Here is a 16,650-nt window from a genome sequence, read left to right as displayed (position 1 = left end):
CACCTCGGGCTCATTTACTTATCGCTCGGTCAGTAATAAGGTCGCACATAGAGGGGCGCCCGCGCAAGGTCGCGCCAGGCGAGAGGAGACAGTGTGAGCACGCTGCTGGAGAGCTATGCCGCCGGACGGTGGTTCCGCGCGGCCGACGAGGGAGAGCCGCTGCTCGACGCGGCCACGGGCGAGGAGGTCGCGCGCATCTCCAGCCGCGGCCTCGACGTCGCCGCGATGGTCAGATACGCCAAGGAGACCGGCGGTCCCGCCGTGCGCTCGCTCACCTTCCACGAGCGGGCCGCCCTGCTCAAGGAGCTCGCCAAGCACCTGCTGGAGCGGAAGGAGGAGCTGTACGCCCTGTCCGTGCGCACCGGCGCCACCTCCCGCGACACCGCCATCGACGTGGACGGCGGCATCGGCACCCTGTTCAGCTACTCGAGCAAGGGCGTGCGCGAGCTGCCGAACGACACCGTCTACCTGGACGGCGGCCTGGAACGCCTCGGCAAGGGCGGCACGTTCGCCGGCCAGCACATCTACACCTCCAGGCCGGGCGTGGCCGTGCAGATCAACGCCTTCAACTTCCCCGTGTGGGGCATGCTGGAGAAGCTCGCCCCGGCCTTCCTCGCCGGCCTGCCCACGATCGTCAAGCCCGCGAGCCAGACCGCCTACCTCGCCGAACGGGCCGTCCGCCTCATCATCGACTCCGGCATCCTGCCCGAAGGCTCGCTCCAGCTCCTCGCCGGCAGCGCGGGCGGGCTGCTCGACGAGCTGACCGTGCAGGACTCCGTGGCCTTCACCGGCTCCGCCCACACCGCGGGCATCCTGCGCCGCCACCCCAACGTGCTGGACGGCGGCGTCGTGCTCGGCGTCGAGGCCGACTCGCTCAACTGCTCGATCCTCGGCCCCGACGTACGCGCCGACGACCCCGAGTTCGACCTGTTCATCAAGGGCGTCGTCACCGAGATGACGGTCAAGGCCGGGCAGAAGTGCACCGCCATCCGCCGCGTGCTGGTGCCCTCGTCCATGGCCGCGCAGGTCGAGGAGGCGCTGGCCGCCCGCCTGGCCAAGGTGACCGTCGGCGACCCGCGCAACCCCGACGTGCGCATGGGCGCGCTGGCCGGTCTCGCCCAGCGCGAGGAGGTGCGCAAGGCCGTCGAGGCCCTGCGGGCGAGCGCCGACGTGGTGTTCGGCGACCCCGCGGGCGGGCCGCTGCTGGACGGCGACGCCACGCGCGGCGCGTTCATGACCCCGCTCGTGCTGCGCGCCAGGCCGGGCGCCACCGAGCCGCACGACGTCGAGCCGTTCGGCCCCGTCAGCACCGTGCTCACCTACGACGGGCTGGACGAGGCCGTCGCCCTGGCCGCCAGGGGGCGCGGCAGCCTGGTCGCCTCCGTCGCCACCCACGACCCCGAGGTCGCGAGGTCCGTGGTGCTCGGGCTCGCGCCCTGGCACGGCCGGGTGCTGGTGCTCGACCGCGACGACGCCAAGGAGTCCACCGGGCACGGCTCGCCGCTGCCCACCCTCGTGCACGGCGGCCCCGGCAGGGCCGGCGGCGGCGAGGAGCTGGGCGGCATCCGAGGCGTGCTGCACCACATGCAGCGCACCGCCGTCCAGGCCTCGCCCGACCTGCTCACCGCCGTCACCGGACGCTGGACGACCGGCGCCGCCCGCCGCGAGAGCGACGTGCACCCCTTCCGCAAGTCGCTGGCCGAGCTGCGCATCGGCGACACCATCGCCTCCGAGCCGCGCACGGTCACGCCGGCGGACATCGAGCACTTCGCCGAGTTCACCGGCGACACCTTCTACGCGCACACCGACCCCGAGGCGGCCGCGCGCAACCCGCTGTTCGGCGGCATCGTCGCGCACGGCTACCTGGTCGTCTCGCTGGCCGCCGGGCTCTTCGTCGACCCGGCGCCCGGCCCGGTGCTGGCCAACTTCGGCGTGGACTCGCTGCGCTTCCTCACCCCGGTCAAGGCGGGCGACAGCATCGCCGTCACCCTCACCGTCAAGCAGATCACCCCGCGCCGCAGCGCCGACTACGGCGAGGTGCGCTGGGACGCCGTGGTGACCAACCAGGAGGGGCAGCCGGTCGCCACGTACGACGTGCTCACCCTGGTCGCCAAGACCTGGGACGGTGACCGCTCGTGAGCGGCGCCGCCGTACTCGTCGAACGCGACGGCGCCGTGGCGGCCGTCACGCTGAACCGGCCCGAGCGCCGCAACGCGCTCGACGCCAAGACCAAGCTGGAGCTGCGCCACGCCCTCGAAGAGATCGCCGCCGACGCCTCCGTACGCGCGGTGCTGCTGTCCGGCGCGGGCGGGGCCTTCTGCGCCGGCCAGGACCTGGCCGAGCACGCGGCGGCGCTGCGCGACGACCCCGGGCACGCCTTCGACACCGTCGAGGAGGACTACGCCCCGATCGTGCGGCTGCTCGCCACCATGGCCAAGCCGGTGGTCGCGGCCGTCGGCGGCACCTGCGTGGGCGCGGGGCTGGCCCTGGCGCTGGCCTGCGACCTGCGGGTGTTCGCCGAGAACGCGGTGCTCGGCACGGCGTTCTGCTCGATCGGGCTGACCTGCGACTCCGGCCTGTCGGCCACGCTCACCCGCTCGGTCGGCGAGTCGCGGGCCAGGGAGCTCGTGCTGCTCGCCGAGACGTTCACGCCGCGGCAGGCCGTGGAGTGGGGGATCGCGGGCCGCGTGGTGCCGCCGGAGGAGCTGGCGACGACGGCGCGCGAGCTGGCCGGACGGCTCGCGGCCGGGCCCACCGCCGCCTACGCCGAGTCCAAGCGGCTCATCGCCGACGCCTGGGGACGCGACCTCGGCGCGACGCTCGCCGCCGAGGCGCGCGCCCAGGCCCGCCTGGGGCGTACGGCCGACCACGCCGCCGCCGTCGAAGCGTTCCTGAACAAGCGCAGGCCCGCCTTCGAGGGCCGCTGAGAGGCCCGTGTTCAAGTGACGGCCGCACGTGACGGCCGCGCGCAACGGCGTCCGTGATGGCTTCGCGCAACGGCGTCACGTGACGGCCTCGCGTGACGACCTCAGATGACGGCCTCGCGTGACGGCCCGATCGACGGCCACCGCCGCCCGCCCGCCGCTCCGGCGGGCAGGCACCCGCAGACCTTCGGCAAGGAGTGAGGGCATGGAGAGCCACCCGCCCACGGCACCCGGCGCGGCGGGCGTACAAGGCGGTGATGAATGGCCGGAACGCGCCGCCGCCACGCTCGACGACGTCGATCGCGCCATCATCGCCGAGCTGCGGCGCGACGGCCGCATGTCGGTGCGCACCCTCGCCGAGCACGTGCACATCTCCCGGGCCAGCGCGTACGCCCGGCTGACCCGGCTCATGGAGGACGGCGTGATCACCGGCTTCACCGCCGAGATCTCGCCGGCCAAGGCGGGCCTCGGCACCAGCGCGTACGTGTCGATCACCATCGAGCAGAACTCCTGGCGGCAGGTGTCGGCGCGGCTGCGCGAGACCCCCTACGTCGAGCACTTCGCCATGGTCGGCGGCGACTACGACGTGCTGGCGCTGGTCAGGACGCCGGACAACGCGGCGCTGCGGCACGTCGTGCTCGAACGCATCCAGGACATTCCGGGCGTGCGGGCCACGCGGACGTGGCTGGTGTTCGACGAGGCCCGCGGCCAGGGCGCACACTGGGGCCGCCCCCGCGCCTGACCGCGTCCTCGCGTCCGATCACGTTTTCGCGCCCGACCGTGCTTTCGCGCTCGACCGCGCCCCCGCGTCCGATCACGTCCTCGCCTGGAGCGCTCGCTTGCGGCTGGCTTTGCGCGTACGCCTGGTCGTGCTTCGCGCCCCGCCCGTGAGCGCGCCTTCGTATTCGGCCGCGCCCTCGCGCACAGGCGGGCCTTCGCGCCTGGGCGCGCCTCAGCCCCCTGGCCTCGTCTCGCCCTGCCTGAGTGCGCCGCCGCGTGGGAGCGGTCGGCGGTGGCCGGGAGCGGCCCGATCGCTGAGCCGGCACGGGCGGCGGACGACCGCGAACGGCGCGCGGGTGCGAACAGCCGCGACCGGCACAGGCGCGAGCGGCGCGCGGCTGCGGACGGGCGCGAGCGGCGCGCCGACCCGGCCCGAGCGCCGGGTCGGCGCGGGCGGGATGATCAGGCTCGGCGGGGGCGGCGGCAAAACGTCCGGCGGGTCCCGTTAGTGCCGGGCGCTGGATCGACAAATGGCCGTCTGAAGCGTGCTTTGCAGCCATTTGTCGCCTATCGCCGCCGATGTCTTGAACGAATGGCACGCGACGCGGACGCTTCTCTTGTCCACCGTCCAGAGAAAGCGAGCGTCGCCATGTCCCATCCTCAGGTGGTCGACGGTCTCCTCCCCGCGCCGGTCCCGGTGCGCTTCGTCGCCGAGGACGGCACCGCCGTCGATCCCCCCGCCGACTACCCGATGCCGGCCGGTGAGCGGCTCACGGAGGCCTACCGCCGGATGGTCGTCGGCCGCCGGTTCGACCGCCAGGCGACCGCGCTGACCAAGCAGGGCCGGCTCGCCGTCTACCCCTCCAGCCTGGGACAGGAGGCTTGCCAGATCGGCGGCGTGCTCGCGCTGCGCGACACCGACTGGCTCTTCCCCACCTACCGCGACAGCGTGGCCCTCGTCTCCCGTGGCCTCGACCCCGTCGAGGTGCTCACGCTCCTGCGCGGCGACTGGCACTGCGGCTACGACCCGGGCGCCGTCCGCGTCGCCCCGCAGTGCACGCCGCTCGCCACCCAGACGATCCACGCGGTCGGCATGGCCGAGGCGCTGCGCCGCAAGGGCGAGGACGCCGTCGTGCTGGCCTTCATCGGCGACGGCGGCACCAGCGAGGGCGACTTTCACGAGGCGCTCAACTACGCCGGGGTGCTGCGCTGCCCGGTCGTGTTCCTCGTGCAGAACAACAAGTACGCCATCTCGGTGCCGCTGGCCAGGCAGACCGCCGCGCCCGCGCTGGCGTACAAGGGCGTCGGGTACGGCGTGCCGTCGGAGCAGGTGGACGGCAACGACCTGGTGGCCGTGCTGTCCGTGCTGACCGCGGCCGTCGAGCGGGCCCGCGGGGGCGGCGGGCCGTTCCTGGTCGAGGCGCACACGTACCGGATGGACCCGCACACCAACGCCGACGACCCCACCCGCTACCGCGACGACGACGAGGTCGCCCGGTGGGCGCAGGCCGACCCGCTGATCCGCCTGGAGACCTACCTGCGCGGCAGGGGCCTGCTGGACGACGAGGGCGTGGCCGCCGCCGCGCGGGCCGCCGACGAGTACGCCGCCCGCGTCCGCGAACGCATGAACGCCGACCCGGAGACCGACCCGTTCGAGCTGTTCGACCACGTCTTCGCCGAGCCCACGCCGCAGCTGCGCGAGCAGCGCGACCTGCTGCGGGCCGAGCTGACCGCCACGGAGGAGTGACATGACCGCCATGTCCGTATCCGCGTCCGCGCCCGTTTCCGCGCGGAAGCCGACCACGATGGCGCAGGCGCTGAACGCCGCACTGCGCGACGCGATGCGCGAGGACGAGCGGGTGCTCGTCTTCGGCGAGGACGTCGGCCCGCTCGGCGGCGTGTTCCGCATCACCGACGGGCTGACCAAGGAGTTCGGCGAGGAGCGCTGCTTCGACACCCCGCTCGCCGAGTCCGGCATCGTCGGCCTGGCCGTCGGCATGGCGATGGGCGGCTTCCGCCCCGTCGTCGAGATGCAGTTCGACGCCTTCGCCTACCCGGCGTTCGAGCAGATCGCCTCCCACGTGGCCAAGACCCGCAACCGCACCCGCGGCCGGGTGTCGCTGCCGATGGTGATCCGCATCCCGTTCGCCGGAGGCATCGGCGGGGTCGAGCACCACTGCGACTCCAGCGAGGCGTACTACGCCCACACGCCCGGGCTGAAGGTCGTCACGCCCGCCACCGTCGAGGACGCGTACTGGCTGCTCCGCGAGGCCATCGCCGACCCCGACCCGGTGATCTTCATGGAGCCCAAGCGGCTGTACTGGGCCAAGGAGGACTTCTCGCCCGCCGAGCGGCGCGCCCCCGGTTTCGGCCGGGCCGTGGTGCGGCGCGAGGGGCACGACGTCACGCTCGTCGCGTACGGGCCGGGCGTGCCCGTCGCGCTCCAGGCAGCGGAGGCGGCCGCCGCGGAGGGCCGCTCGCTGGAGGTGGTGGACCTGCGGACCATCGTGCCGTTCGACGACGAGACCGTGGTGGCGTCGGTCCGTAAGACCGGGCGGTGCGTGGTGATCCAGGAGGCGCAGGGCTTCGCCGGGGTCGGCGCCGAGATCGCGGCCCGCGTCCAGGAGCGCTGCTTCCACTCCCTGGCCGCGCCCGTGCTGCGCGTCACCGGCTTCGACATCCCGTACCCGCCGCCCAAGCTGGAGCACACCCACCTGCCCGATGTGGACCGGGTGCTCGACGCGGTGGACCGGCTCCAGTTCGACGACCAGCCCGACCTGCTGCACCTGAGCAGGGAGGCGTCATGACGACCACCGGCGCGCGTCAGGTGTTCCGGCTGCCCGACCTGGGCGAGGGGCTGACCGAGGCCGAGGTGCTCGACTGGAAGGTGGCGGTCGGCGACACCGTCGAGGTGGACCAGATCGTGGTGGAGGTCGAGACGGCCAAGGCGGCGGTGGAGGTGCCGGTGCCGTACGCGGGCACCGTGCTCGCCCTGCACGCCGCGCCCGGCGCGGTCCTGTCGGTGGGGGAGCCGCTCATCGAGATCGGCACCGCCGAGAGCCCCGAGGACCCGGCGGCCGTGCAGTACCGCGAGGAGGAGCGGGCGGGCAGCGGCAACGTCCTCATCGGCTACGGCACCGGCCACCGCCCGTCCTCCCGCCGCCGTCGCCGCACCGCCGCCAAGCCGTCTGCGGCCGGCACGTCACCCTTGACCGGCCCGCGCCCGCTCCGGCAGGCCACGCCGGAGGAGGCCGCGAAGCCGCGAGCGGCGGAGGCGCACCCTGCCGATCAGGTGGAGGCGCGTCCTGCCAGGCCGGCGGAGGCGCGCCCGCTCCGGCAGGCCGTCCCCGAGAAGCCCCGGCAGCATGCGGGGCGGCAGGCGCCGCGCGTGATCTCGCCGCTGGTCCGCAGGATCGCCCGCGAGCACGGTATCGACCTCGCCGGTGTCACCCCCACCGGCCCGCGCCAGGTGATCTTGCGCCGCGACGTCGAGCGGGCCATCGAGCGGGCGAGGCCGGCCACGAGCGAGCAGGCCGCCCGGCCGGTGACCCAGGAGGCCCGGCCGGCTCCTGCGGAGGTCGAGCGGATCCCGCTGCGCGGCGTGCGCAGGGCCGTGGCCGAGAAGCTGAGCCGCAGCCGCGCCGAGATCCCCGACGCCACGACCTGGGTGGACGTGGACGCCACCGACCTGGTCGCCGCCCGCGACGCGCTCCGCCGCACCCGCCCGCAGCTCGGCATCGGCCTGCTGGCGCTGCTCGCCCGCATCTGCGTGGACGGCCTGCGCCGCTTCCCAGAGCTGAACTCGACGGTGGACACCGACCGTTCGGAGATCGTCAGGTACGGCCGCATCCACCTGGGCTTCGCTGCCCAGACCGACCGCGGCCTGGTCGTGCCGGTGGTCCGCGACGCGCACCTGATGACGACGGCCCAGCTCGCCGCCGAGCTGACCAGGCTCACCGGCCTGGCCAGGGCGGGCAAGCTGCCGCCCGAGTCGCTGACCGGCGGCACGTTCACGCTCAACAACTACGGCGTCTTCGGCGTGGACGGCTCCACCCCGATCATCAACCACCCGGAGGCGGCGCTGCTGGGCGTCGGCCGCGTCATCGAGCGTCCGTGGGTGCACGACGGCGCCGTCGTCCCCCGCAAGATCGCCCAGCTCTCGCTGACGTTCGACCACCGGGTCTGCGACGGGGGAGCGGCGGGCGGCTTCCTGCGGCACGTGGCCGACTGCGTGGAGAACCCGGCGATCCTGCTCGCCGACCTCTGACCGCCGAGGGCCGCCCCCGGCCTGCGTGCGGCGCCGAGGGCCGCCCCCGGCCTGCGTGCGCCGCCGAAGGGCGCCCCCGGCCTGCGTGCGCCGCCGAAGGGCGCCCCGGCTTGCGCGCGTCTACGCCGTGCGCGCGGCCTCGTCCGGTGCGAGGGCGAGGCCGAGGGCGGCCTCCACGTGGATGCGGGTGGAGTCGAACACCGGGACGGGGCTGTCGTCCTGGCCCACCAGCAGGGTGATCTCGGTGCAGCCGAGGATGACACCCTGCGCGCCGCGCCCGGCGAGACCGGCGATGACCCGCCGGTACGCCTCCCGCGACGCGGGCTCCACGCGTCCCAGCGTCAGCTCCTGGTAGATGACGTCGTGCACGAGCGTGCGGTCCGGCTCGTCCGGCACCAGCACGTCGATGCCGTGGCCGCGCATCCGCGCCCGGTAGAAGTCCATCTCCATGGTGAAGCGGGTGCCGAGCAGGCCGACCGTGGTGAGCCCGGCCGCCGCGATCCGGCGCGCGGTGGCGTCCACGAGGTGCACGAACGGCACGTTCACCGCGCCTTCGATGGCGTCCGCGACCTGGTGCATGGTGTTGGTGCACAGGACGATCAGGTCCGCGCCCGCCCGCTCCAGGCTCCCGGCGGCCTGCGCGAGCAGCGCGCCCGCGCGGTCCCACGCGCCGTCGCGCTGCATCGCCTCGATCTCGGCGAAGTCGACGGTCACCATGACGCTCTTCGCGCAGTGGTGCCCGCCGAGGCGGCGGCGGGTCTCCTCGTTCAGCATCCGGTAGTACTCGGCGGAGGACTCCCAGCTCATGCCGCCGATCAGACCGATGGTGCGCATCACGGACTCCACCTTGCCCGGTTCCTCCGCTTATAGGAAATCGGGAGCGGTGCGCCCGGCGTAGGTGGGGGGATCGTGCGGCGGTGCGCCCGGCGTAGGTGGGGGGATCGTGCGGCGGTGCGCCCGGCGTAGGTGGGGGGATCGTGCGGCGGTGCGCCCGGCGCCGGGCGCACCACCGCGAGGCGGACTACCCCTGTGTGTTCTCGGAGAGCGCGGGATCGCCGCTGTCGTTGAGCTGCTCATCCCCCTGGTCCCCCTGCTCTCCCTGGTCCCCCTGGTCCCCCTGGTCCACCGGGGCGCCCTGATCGATCGGCGAGTCGTCGGGCTGTCCCGAGCAGGCCGGGTCGTCCGCGCACGCCTGGTCGGCCGGGGTGTCGTCCAGCCCGTCGTCCACCTGGTCGTCGGTGCCGTCGTCGGTCACCTCGCCGGACGGGTCGGACGGGTCGGCGGCGTCGTCCGACGGGTCCTTCGTCGGCTTGGGCTCCGGCGCGCTCACCAGGTGGTGCTGCTGCCCGGCGAACGAGGGCGGCGGGAACTCCTCGACCGGCTTGCCGGCCATCGCCACCGTCATGAAGTCCCGCCAGATCTTGGTGGGCGTGCCCGCGCCCTGGATGTCGCCGAGCGAGACCTCCTTCTGCAGCGCGTATCCGTTGGGGTCCCTGAGGATCTTCCCGGTCTTCGGGTTACGCTGCGGCACCTCCTTGTACATCCCGACCGCCGACGAGAGCTGCGGGGTGTAGCCGACGAACCACGCCTCCTTGTTCTCGTTGTTGGTGCCGGTCTTGCCGGCGATCGGCCGGCCGCCGGGCAGCGCGGTGCCCCGGGCGGTGCCCGACGTGACCACCTGCTGCATCGCGTACGTGGCGTCGGCCGCGGTCTCCGGGCTGATGACCGGCTTGGGAGGGTTGGCCTCTTTCATCACGGTCACGCCCTTGTTCGTCTTCACCGAGATGATCACGTGCGCGTCGTGGTGGACGCCGTTCGCGGCGAAGATGCCGTACCCGGTGGCCTGCTGGACGGGGGTGACCAGGCCCGCGCCGATGGACATGCCGTACGAGTGGGTCTTGATCGCCTCCTGAAGGTTCTTCCCGCTGATGCCCGCACCTTCGGCGATCTTCGCGACCTCCTCCAGGCCCACCTCCTGCGCCATGGTGGCGAACGCGGTGTTCACCGATTGCGCGGTGGCCCTGTCGATCGTCACGGACGCGCCGACGTCGTGCGAGTTGCGGATCGGCTTGGTGCCGGGCAGCGTGACCGGGCCCTTGCCGGAGACGTGGCTCTTGAGGCTGTAGCCCTGCTCCAGCCAGGCGGCCAGCACGTACGGCTTGAACGCCGACGCCGCCTGCTTGTGGGCGTCGAAGGCGTTGTTGGTGAAGCTCTTCAGGTAGTCGTGGCCGCTGTAGAAGGCGATCACCCGGCCGTTGCGCGGATCGACGGCCGCCATGTTGGCCCGGATGTACTTGTCGCCGATGGCGGTGAGGTTGCTCTCCACCGCCTTCTTCGCGGCCAGCATCAGCCGCCGGTCGAACGTCGTCGTCACCCGGTAGCCGCCGATGCTCAGCGCCTTGTCGTCGATGCCGCGCGAGGCCAGCTCCCGCTGGACGATGTCGACCATGTAGCCCTTGATGCCGTTGAAGGTCTCCACCTTGTCCTGGCGGGCGAGCTTGGGGAACTCGGCCGTCTTGGGCAGGTCGCCGTACCGCGCCGGGGCGATCTCGGCCATGCCGTTGATCGTGTACGTGAACCGCTCCCGCGTCGGCGCGAAGTTCTTCTCCTGCTCCGCGTTGTCGAAGTCGACCGGCCGCTGCGTGCGCCCGGCCAGGTAGGCGGCCTCGGCGACAGTGAGGTCCTCGACGTTCTTGTCGAAGAACGCCTGGGCGGCCGCCTGGATGCCGTTCGCGCCGCGCCCGAGGTAGATGGTGTTGAGATAGTTGGCCAGGATCTCGTCCTTCGACATCTCCTGGCTGGCGCGGATCGAGACGAAGATCTCCTTGACCTTGCGCTGCACGGTCCGCTCCTGGCTGAGGCCGTCGTAGTAGCCGCGCGCCATCTCCTGGGTGATCGTCGATCCGCCCTGCACCTGCCGCCCGGTCAGCGTGCTGTACGCCGCGCGCAGGATGCCGGAGATCGAGATGCCGGGGTCGGTGCGGAAGGTACGGTTCTCCGCGGCGATGAAGGCGTCCTGGACGTGCCGGGGGATCCGCGAGATGGGGACGATCTCGCGCCTGGTGCCGAGCCTGGCCAGCTCGGTCTTGCCGTCCCGGTAGTAGAGGATGCTGCCCTGCTCGGTGGCGTGCTTCTGGGTCTCCCGCGGCAGCGGGGTGTTCGCGTACGCCACCATGACCATGCCGAACAGGCCGGTCACCAGGACCATGATGCCGAGCACCACGGCCTTCCAGCTCGGCACGAACCGCCGCCACCCGGTCCTGCGGCCCTTGCCGCCTTCGCCCTCGCCACCGCCGCCACGACCGTGCCCGCCGCCACGACTGTGCCCACCGCCACGACCGCGCCCACCGCCACGACCGCGCCCACCGCCACCGCGCCCGCGGTCGTCGTGCCCGCCGTCGTCGTGTGCGAGAGCGACGGACGGCTCGCGCCTGCGGCCGGCGCCGCGCGAAGGGCCGCGTATGCCATCGGAGTCCGCGCCGCTTCCCCTGCGGACGGGGCGCGAGCGCGGGGCGGGATGCGCCTCTTCAAGAGCCGCCGAACGGGCGGATCCGCGCTGCTCGAAGCTCGCCCGGTCACGGGACGGGCGGCGCCGGCCGCTGGCTGCCGCCCTCTTGCCCGGCCAGCCACCCGCGCGTAACAGGTCGCCGAGCGCCGCACGCGCCGCAGGGCGGGGCCGCCCACCGGCGGCGTCCTGCCGCCCGGACGGCTCCGGATCGTGGCTGCTGTGACTCACAGGTCCCTATTCACTCATCCGGCGGCCCGCTCCGCAGGCAAAAGGCGACATTTCACGTATTTCTCACGATCTCCGCAAAGGCCGCGCCATCCGTCGAATGGCGGCTGCGGAACACTTCCGCAAGGGCCCGCGCCATCTCTCGAAAGGCGGCTGCGGAACGACGTGACGGGCGATGCCGCGCGATAGCGTGGAGATCCCTGCGGTGTGCTCCTCGGGGGCGGAGGCATCACGATGACGAATCGCGTCTGCACGATCGGCCACTCCAACCGCGCGTTCGATGAGGTGCTGGAGATGCTGCGCGCCCACGACGTCACGTGCCTGGTGGACGTCAGGTCGTTCCCGTCGTCGCGCAAGTTCCCGCAGTGGAACCAGCCGGCCATCGTCGACGCGCTGCCTCCCGGCATCGGCTACCGCTGGATCCGCGAGCTGGGCGGACGGCGGCATACCCCGGAGGGCGTGCCGAGCCCCAACGGCGCGTGGGAGGTCAAGGCGTTCCGCGACTACGCCGACCACATGGCCACCGAGGAGTTCCGGCGCGGCCTGGACGAGCTGCTCAAGCTCGCCGGGCAGCAGCGCCCGGCGATCATGTGCAGCGAGGCCGTGCCGTGGCGCTGCCACCGCCGGCTGATCACCGACGCGCTGCTCGTCGCCGGGATCGAAGTCGTGCACATCATGTCGGCGACCTCGGCGAGACCCGCGGAGCTCAACGAGCACGCGCGGGTCGCCGGCGGGCATCTCGTCTATCCTCCGCCCGAGGGCGGCACCAGCGCGGCCGGCGGCACGTGATGCCGGCCCATGTGGATGTCGCGGTCGCACAGGCCGCCCTGCGGGATCGGCCAGGGTCCTGCGGGATCGGCCGGGAGAAGAAGATCTTCACCACGTTCGGCTCGGGGCGCGCCATCGAGGAGGTCCGCGCGGCAGGCCCCGGTGACGCCCCGCTCACCCCCGGCCCCGGCGGCCGGGACACCACCGCCGAACTGGGGCAGGCCATCGTCGGACGCGTCAGGGAGCGCCGCCCCGATACGCCATGATGTTCCCGCCACAGCAGCAGCACGCCGCCGGAGTGCTGGAGAAAGGAGTGCCGCCATGGACGCGGACGTCATCATCGTGGGCGCGGGCCTGTCCGGGCTCGTCGCGGCCCAGGAGCTGACCAGCAGGGGACGCAAGGTGGCGCTGGTCGACCAGGAGAGCGCGGCCAACCTGGGCGGGCAGGCGTACTGGTCGTTCGGCGGGCTGTTCATCGTCGACTCGCCCGAGCAGCGGCGCCTGCGCGTGAAGGACTCCTTCGAGCTGGCCTGGAACGACTGGCAGGGCAGCGCCCGCTTCGACCGCCTCGACGACGAGGACCTGTGGGCCGAGCGGTGGGCCCGCGCGTACGTCGAGTGGGCCGCGAGCGAGAAGCGCTCCTGGATCGACGCCCAGGGCATCAAGCTGACCCCCATCGTCGGCTGGGCGGAACGCGGCGGCCTGCGCGCCGACGGCCACGGCAACTCCGTGCCCCGCTTCCACGTCGCCTGGGGCACCGGCACCGGCGTGGTGGCGCCGTTCGTGCGCGCCGCCCGGCGGGCCGCCGACGCCGGGCTGCTCAGCTTCCACCACCGCCACCGGGTGGACGAGCTGATCGTCCAGAACGGCGCCGTCACCGGCGTGCGCGGCAGCCTGCTCGCCGACGACGACTCGCCGCGCGGCGTCGCCTCCAACCGCGACGTGACCGGCTCCTTCGAGCTGACCGCGCAGGCCGTCATCGTCGCGAGCGGCGGCATCGGCGGCAACCTCGACCTCGTCCGGCAGTCCTGGCCGCAGCGGCTCGGCACCCCGCCGCAGAGCATGATCATCGGCGTGCCGGCGTACGTGGACGGGCGCATGCTCGGCATCAGCGCCGCCGCCGGCGCCCGCATGGTCAACCGCGACCGCATGTGGCACTACGCCGAAGGCGTCCAGAACTGGAACCCCATCTGGCCGGGCCACGGCATCCGCATCCTGCCCGGGCCGTCGTCGCTGTGGTTCGACGCGCTCGGCCGCCGCCTGCCCGACCCCTGCCTGCCCGGCTACGACACCCTCGCCACGCTGAAGTACCTGCGCACCACGCCCGACATCGCCGAGTACGACCACTCCTGGTTCATACTCAACCAGCGGATCATCGAGAAGGAGTTCGCGCTCTCCGGCTCCGAGCAGAACCCCGACATCACCAGCGGCGACCGCACGGCCGTGCTGCGCAGCCGCCTCTTCGGCAAGGGCGCGCCCGCGCCGGTCGAGGCGTTCAAGCGGCACGGCGCCGACTTCGTCGTGGCCCGCACGCTGGAAGAGCTCGTCGCCAAGATGAACGAGCTCACCGACAAGCCGCTGCTCGACGCCGCCGAGCTGCGCCGCCAGATCGAGGCCCGCGACCTGCAGATCGCCAACCCCTACAGCAAGGACGCGCAGGTGCAGGGCATCCACAACTCCCGGCGCTTCCTCGGCGACCGGCTCACCCGCACCGCCGTGCCCCACCGCATCCTCGACCCGCAGGCCGGCCCGCTCATCGGCGTCAAGCTGCACATCCTGACCCGCAAGACCCTCGGCGGCATCCAGACCGACCTCGACTCGCGCGCGCTCGGCGCCGACGGCTCGCCCGTCCCCGGCCTGTACGCGGTAGGGGAGGCGGCCGGGTTCGGCGGCGGCGGCGTCCACGGCTACAGCGCCCTGGAGGGCACCTTCCTCGGCGGCTGCCTGTTCTCCGGCCGCCAGGCGGGCCGAGCCGCCGCCGACGCGGTCGCGTGACGCTCCGGCCCGGTGGCGTGGGCGCCGGCCGGGCAGCGTGAGGCGCCGGCCGGCGGTGTGACGCGCTAGCCGGCGTTCGGCGCCGGGCCGGTGGGCTCCGCGGGCTCGCCCGGCGAGCCCGCGCCGGCGGGCTCGTTCGACCGCGCCGCGCCCACGGGTGCGGCGGGCTCGCTCGGGCGACCCGCAGACACCGGTTCGGTCGTCGCAGACCGCCCCGCGGGGAGGATGCCGGCCTCGCTCAGCAGGCGGCGGGCCGCGGCGATGGCCTCGGGCGTGGAGGCGAACACCCGCCCGGCCTCGTCCAGCCGGGCGATCACCCCGAGCGCCCGCAGCGGCTTGTGGTGGCCGTCGCGGATGCCGGAGACGAGCACCGTGACGCCGCGCCGTTCCAGCCGGGTGATCGCATCGCCGAGCACCAGCGCGCCGCTGGCGTCGATCGTGGTGACCCGCGACATGCGCAGGATGACCACGGAGACGTCGGACACCTCCGACAGCTCCAGCAGGAAGCGGTGCGCGGCGGCGAAGAACAGCGGGCCGTCCAGCCGGTAGGCCACGATGTGCTCGGCGAGCAGCGCCCGCTCCTCCTCGTCGTGGTCGCCGGGCAGGTCGGGGTGGAGCGGCACGTGGTCGAGGCGGACGTTGCGCGCGATGGCCCGCAGCGCGAGCGCACCCGCCACGATCAGGCCGATGATGACGGCCGCCACCAGGTCGAGCGCGAGCGTGGCGATCGCGGTCAGCGCCAGCACGAGGGCGTCGGAACGGGTGGAGCGGAGCATCGCGCGTACCGAGCCGACCTCGACCATGCGCACCGCCGTGGCGAGCAGCACGCCCGCCAGCGCCGCCAGCGGAATCCTGCCCACCAGATCGGCGGCGGTGAACACGATCACGCCAAGGATCGCGGCGTGCGCGAGGGAAGCAAGCCGGGACGTGGCACCCGCCCGCACGTTGACCGCCGTACGCGCGATCGCGCCCGTGGCCGGCACGCCGCCGAACAGCGGCGCGAAGAGGTTGGCCAGACCCTGACCGAACAGCTCCTTGTCGGGGTCGTGCTTGTGGTTGACGCTCATGCCGTCCGCGACGGCGGCCGACAGCAGCGACTCCAGCGCGGCCAGCGCGGCGACCGCGATCGCCGGGGCGATGAGCGAGCCGAGCGCGGAGACGTCCAGGAACGCGAGCGACGGCGCGGGCAGCCCTGCGGGCAGGTTGCCGATGCGGTCCACCGGCAGGCTCACCAGCTCGGCGACGATCGTCGCGGCGGCCACCGCCAGCAGCGAGAACGGCACGGTTGGCCGCCACCGCGCGCCCACCAGCATCACCGCGGCGACCGCGCCGGCCACCGCGAGCGCGGCCCAGTTGGGACGGGCGACGAAGTCGAGCACCGCCTGCCAGGCCACGGCCGGGACCTTGTCGCCCTCCGGCGTCGGCACGCCGAGCGCGGCGGGCACCTGCTGCAGGCCGATCACGCAGGCGATGCCCAGCGTGAAGCCCTCCACCACCGGGGCGGGCACCAGGGTCATGAACCGTCCCGCCCGTGCCAGCGACAGGCCGAGCAGGATGAGACCGGCCATCACGCCGACCGTCAGCACGCCGGTGGGGCCGTACGTGTGCGTGATCGGCACCAGCACCACCGTCATCGCGCCGGTCGGCCCCGACACCTGCAGGGCGGAGCCGCCGAACACGGCCGCCAGCGCACCCGCCACCACGGCGGTGGCCAGGCCCGCCTCGGCGCCGAGGCCGCTGGAGATGCCGAAGCCGAGCGCGAGCGGCAGCGCCACGATCGCCACCGTCAGGCCGGCCAGCAGGTCGCGGCGCGGGTGGCGGCCGAAGGCGGCCAGGTCGGCGCGGGCAGGCAGGACCGAGCGCAGGCGGGCCCAGCCCGCCAGGAGAACGTCGTTCACCGCTCGCCGGCCTCCGCTTCGAGCAGCTCGTTCAGCAGCTCGTGACGGCCGGAGAGCTTGGCCTGGAGCAGGTGACGGGCCGCGCGCAGCAGCTCGGCCACGTCGCCGCCGGACATCGCGTACACCACGGTGGAGCCGTCACGCCGTGCGGTGACCAGCTCGGAGCGGCGTAGCACGGCCAGGTGCTGCGACAGCCCGGTCGGCTCCACCTCGATCTCGGCCAGCAGGTCGCGCACCGGCTTGGGGCCGTCCTGCAGCAGTTCGAGCACCCGGATGCGCACGGGATGCCCCAGCAGGCGGAACAGCTCGGCTTTCGCCTCGTACAAGGGCACCGACATCTCTGCG

The 16,650-nt window shown here is 73.4% G+C and carries 13 protein-coding genes; 9 read left to right on the top strand and 4 right to left on the bottom strand.

The features are described from left to right. Positions 1 to 93 precede the first annotated feature (93 nt). The 6 genes from paaZ to AB0K67_RS25415 all read left to right on the top strand — a co-directional run bounded on the left by paaZ (position 94) and on the right by AB0K67_RS25415 (position 7,911). A complete protein-coding gene (gene paaZ / locus AB0K67_RS25440) occupies positions 94 to 2,139 on the top strand; it encodes a phenylacetic acid degradation bifunctional protein PaaZ (protein WP_364064851.1) in 2,046 nt (681 codons plus the stop codon). Further along, the gene (locus tag AB0K67_RS25435) at positions 2,136 to 2,927 is read left to right on the top strand and encodes an enoyl-CoA hydratase-related protein (RefSeq protein WP_364064848.1); all 792 of its coding nucleotides are present in this window, start codon (positions 2,136 to 2,138) and stop codon (positions 2,925 to 2,927) included. Before paaZ ends, AB0K67_RS25435 begins: the two co-directional genes overlap by 4 nt. A gap of 202 nt (positions 2,928 to 3,129) precedes the next feature. Next, entirely contained in the window at positions 3,130 to 3,666 is a 537-nt protein-coding gene (locus AB0K67_RS25430) for an Lrp/AsnC family transcriptional regulator (protein WP_364064846.1), read from the top strand. A 627-nt stretch (positions 3,667 to 4,293) separates the two neighbouring features. Continuing rightward, positions 4,294 to 5,391 (top strand): pyruvate dehydrogenase (acetyl-transferring) E1 component subunit alpha, encoded by a 1,098-nt coding sequence (gene pdhA / locus AB0K67_RS25425; protein ID WP_364064844.1) that lies wholly within the window; start codon positions 4,294 to 4,296, stop codon positions 5,389 to 5,391. Positions 5,392 to 5,401: 10 nt separating this feature from the next. Then, on the top strand, positions 5,402 to 6,451 hold the full coding sequence (locus AB0K67_RS25420) for an alpha-ketoacid dehydrogenase subunit beta (protein ID WP_364065920.1): 1,050 nt from the start codon (positions 5,402 to 5,404) through the stop codon (positions 6,449 to 6,451). Then, positions 6,448 to 7,911 (top strand): dihydrolipoamide acetyltransferase family protein, encoded by a 1,464-nt coding sequence (locus AB0K67_RS25415; RefSeq protein WP_364064843.1) that lies wholly within the window; start codon positions 6,448 to 6,450, stop codon positions 7,909 to 7,911. The genes AB0K67_RS25420 and AB0K67_RS25415 overlap by 4 nt, the downstream gene beginning before the upstream one ends. A gap of 120 nt (positions 7,912 to 8,031) precedes the next feature. Here the strand turns inward: AB0K67_RS25415 and AB0K67_RS25410 are convergent, their stop codons facing one another. Next, positions 8,032 to 8,745, bottom strand: coding sequence for an aspartate/glutamate racemase family protein (locus tag AB0K67_RS25410; RefSeq protein ID WP_364064840.1), 714 nt, complete (start codon positions 8,743 to 8,745; stop codon positions 8,032 to 8,034). A 187-nt stretch (positions 8,746 to 8,932) separates the two neighbouring features. After that, a complete protein-coding gene (locus tag AB0K67_RS25405) occupies positions 8,933 to 11,152 on the bottom strand; it encodes a transglycosylase domain-containing protein (RefSeq protein ID WP_364064839.1) in 2,220 nt (739 codons plus the stop codon). A 726-nt stretch (positions 11,153 to 11,878) separates the two neighbouring features. Between AB0K67_RS25405 and AB0K67_RS25400 the strand changes: the two genes are divergently transcribed. The 3 genes from AB0K67_RS25400 to AB0K67_RS25390 are packed head-to-tail and all read left to right on the top strand — an operon-like array spanning position 11,879 to position 14,407. Continuing rightward, positions 11,879 to 12,433 carry a DUF488 domain-containing protein gene (locus tag AB0K67_RS25400; protein ID WP_364064837.1) on the top strand — a complete coding sequence of 185 codons (555 nt, stop codon included), beginning with the start codon at positions 11,879 to 11,881 and terminating at the stop codon, positions 12,431 to 12,433. 11 nt (positions 12,434 to 12,444) lie between these two features. Continuing rightward, positions 12,445 to 12,678, top strand: coding sequence for a hypothetical protein (locus AB0K67_RS25395; protein ID WP_364064834.1), 234 nt, complete (start codon positions 12,445 to 12,447; stop codon positions 12,676 to 12,678). A gap of 55 nt (positions 12,679 to 12,733) precedes the next feature. Continuing rightward, complete coding sequence (locus AB0K67_RS25390; RefSeq protein ID WP_364064832.1) at positions 12,734 to 14,407, top strand: FAD-binding dehydrogenase; 1,674 nt, start codon at positions 12,734 to 12,736, stop codon at positions 14,405 to 14,407. 65 nt (positions 14,408 to 14,472) lie between these two features. Here the strand turns inward: AB0K67_RS25390 and AB0K67_RS25385 are convergent, their stop codons facing one another. Together AB0K67_RS25385 and AB0K67_RS25380 are read right to left on the bottom strand one after the other, a co-directional pair. Beyond that, positions 14,473 to 16,305, bottom strand: a complete 1,833-nt coding sequence (locus tag AB0K67_RS25385; protein WP_364064830.1) for a SulP family inorganic anion transporter — start codon at positions 16,303 to 16,305, stop codon at positions 14,473 to 14,475. After that, the gene (locus AB0K67_RS25380) at positions 16,302 to 16,643 is read right to left on the bottom strand and encodes a metalloregulator ArsR/SmtB family transcription factor (protein WP_364064827.1); all 342 of its coding nucleotides are present in this window, start codon (positions 16,641 to 16,643) and stop codon (positions 16,302 to 16,304) included. Before AB0K67_RS25380 ends, AB0K67_RS25385 begins: the two co-directional genes overlap by 4 nt. Between the last annotated feature and the right edge of the window lie 7 nt (positions 16,644 to 16,650).

It is taken from the genome of Nonomuraea sp. NPDC052634 (assembly GCF_040678535.1).
Lineage (GTDB): Bacteria > Actinomycetota > Actinomycetes > Streptosporangiales > Streptosporangiaceae > Nonomuraea > Nonomuraea fastidiosa.
The sequence above is the reverse complement of the archived record's forward strand: the minus strand, read 5'-3'. Positions and strand labels throughout refer to the sequence as shown.

What these genes read in the sequence shown, in the direction of transcription:
- AB0K67_RS25430 (WP_364064846.1), top strand. Translation starts at nt 3,130, where the DNA reads ATGGAGAGCCACCCGCCCACGGCACCCGGCGCGGCGGGCGTACAAGGC.
- pdhA (WP_364064844.1), top strand. Translation starts at nt 4,294, where the DNA reads ATGTCCCATCCTCAGGTGGTCGACGGTCTCCTCCCCGCGCCGGTCCCG.
- AB0K67_RS25420 (WP_364065920.1), top strand. Translation starts at nt 5,402, where the DNA reads ATGTCCGTATCCGCGTCCGCGCCCGTTTCCGCGCGGAAGCCGACCACG.
- AB0K67_RS25415 (WP_364064843.1), top strand. Translation starts at nt 6,448, where the DNA reads ATGACGACCACCGGCGCGCGTCAGGTGTTCCGGCTGCCCGACCTGGGC.
- AB0K67_RS25410 (WP_364064840.1), bottom strand. Translation starts at nt 8,745, where the DNA reads ATGCGCACCATCGGTCTGATCGGCGGCATGAGCTGGGAGTCCTCCGCC.
- AB0K67_RS25400 (WP_364064837.1), top strand. Translation starts at nt 11,879, where the DNA reads ATGACGAATCGCGTCTGCACGATCGGCCACTCCAACCGCGCGTTCGAT.
- AB0K67_RS25390 (WP_364064832.1), top strand. Translation starts at nt 12,734, where the DNA reads ATGGACGCGGACGTCATCATCGTGGGCGCGGGCCTGTCCGGGCTCGTC.
- AB0K67_RS25380 (WP_364064827.1), bottom strand. Translation starts at nt 16,643, where the DNA reads ATGTCGGTGCCCTTGTACGAGGCGAAAGCCGAGCTGTTCCGCCTGCTG.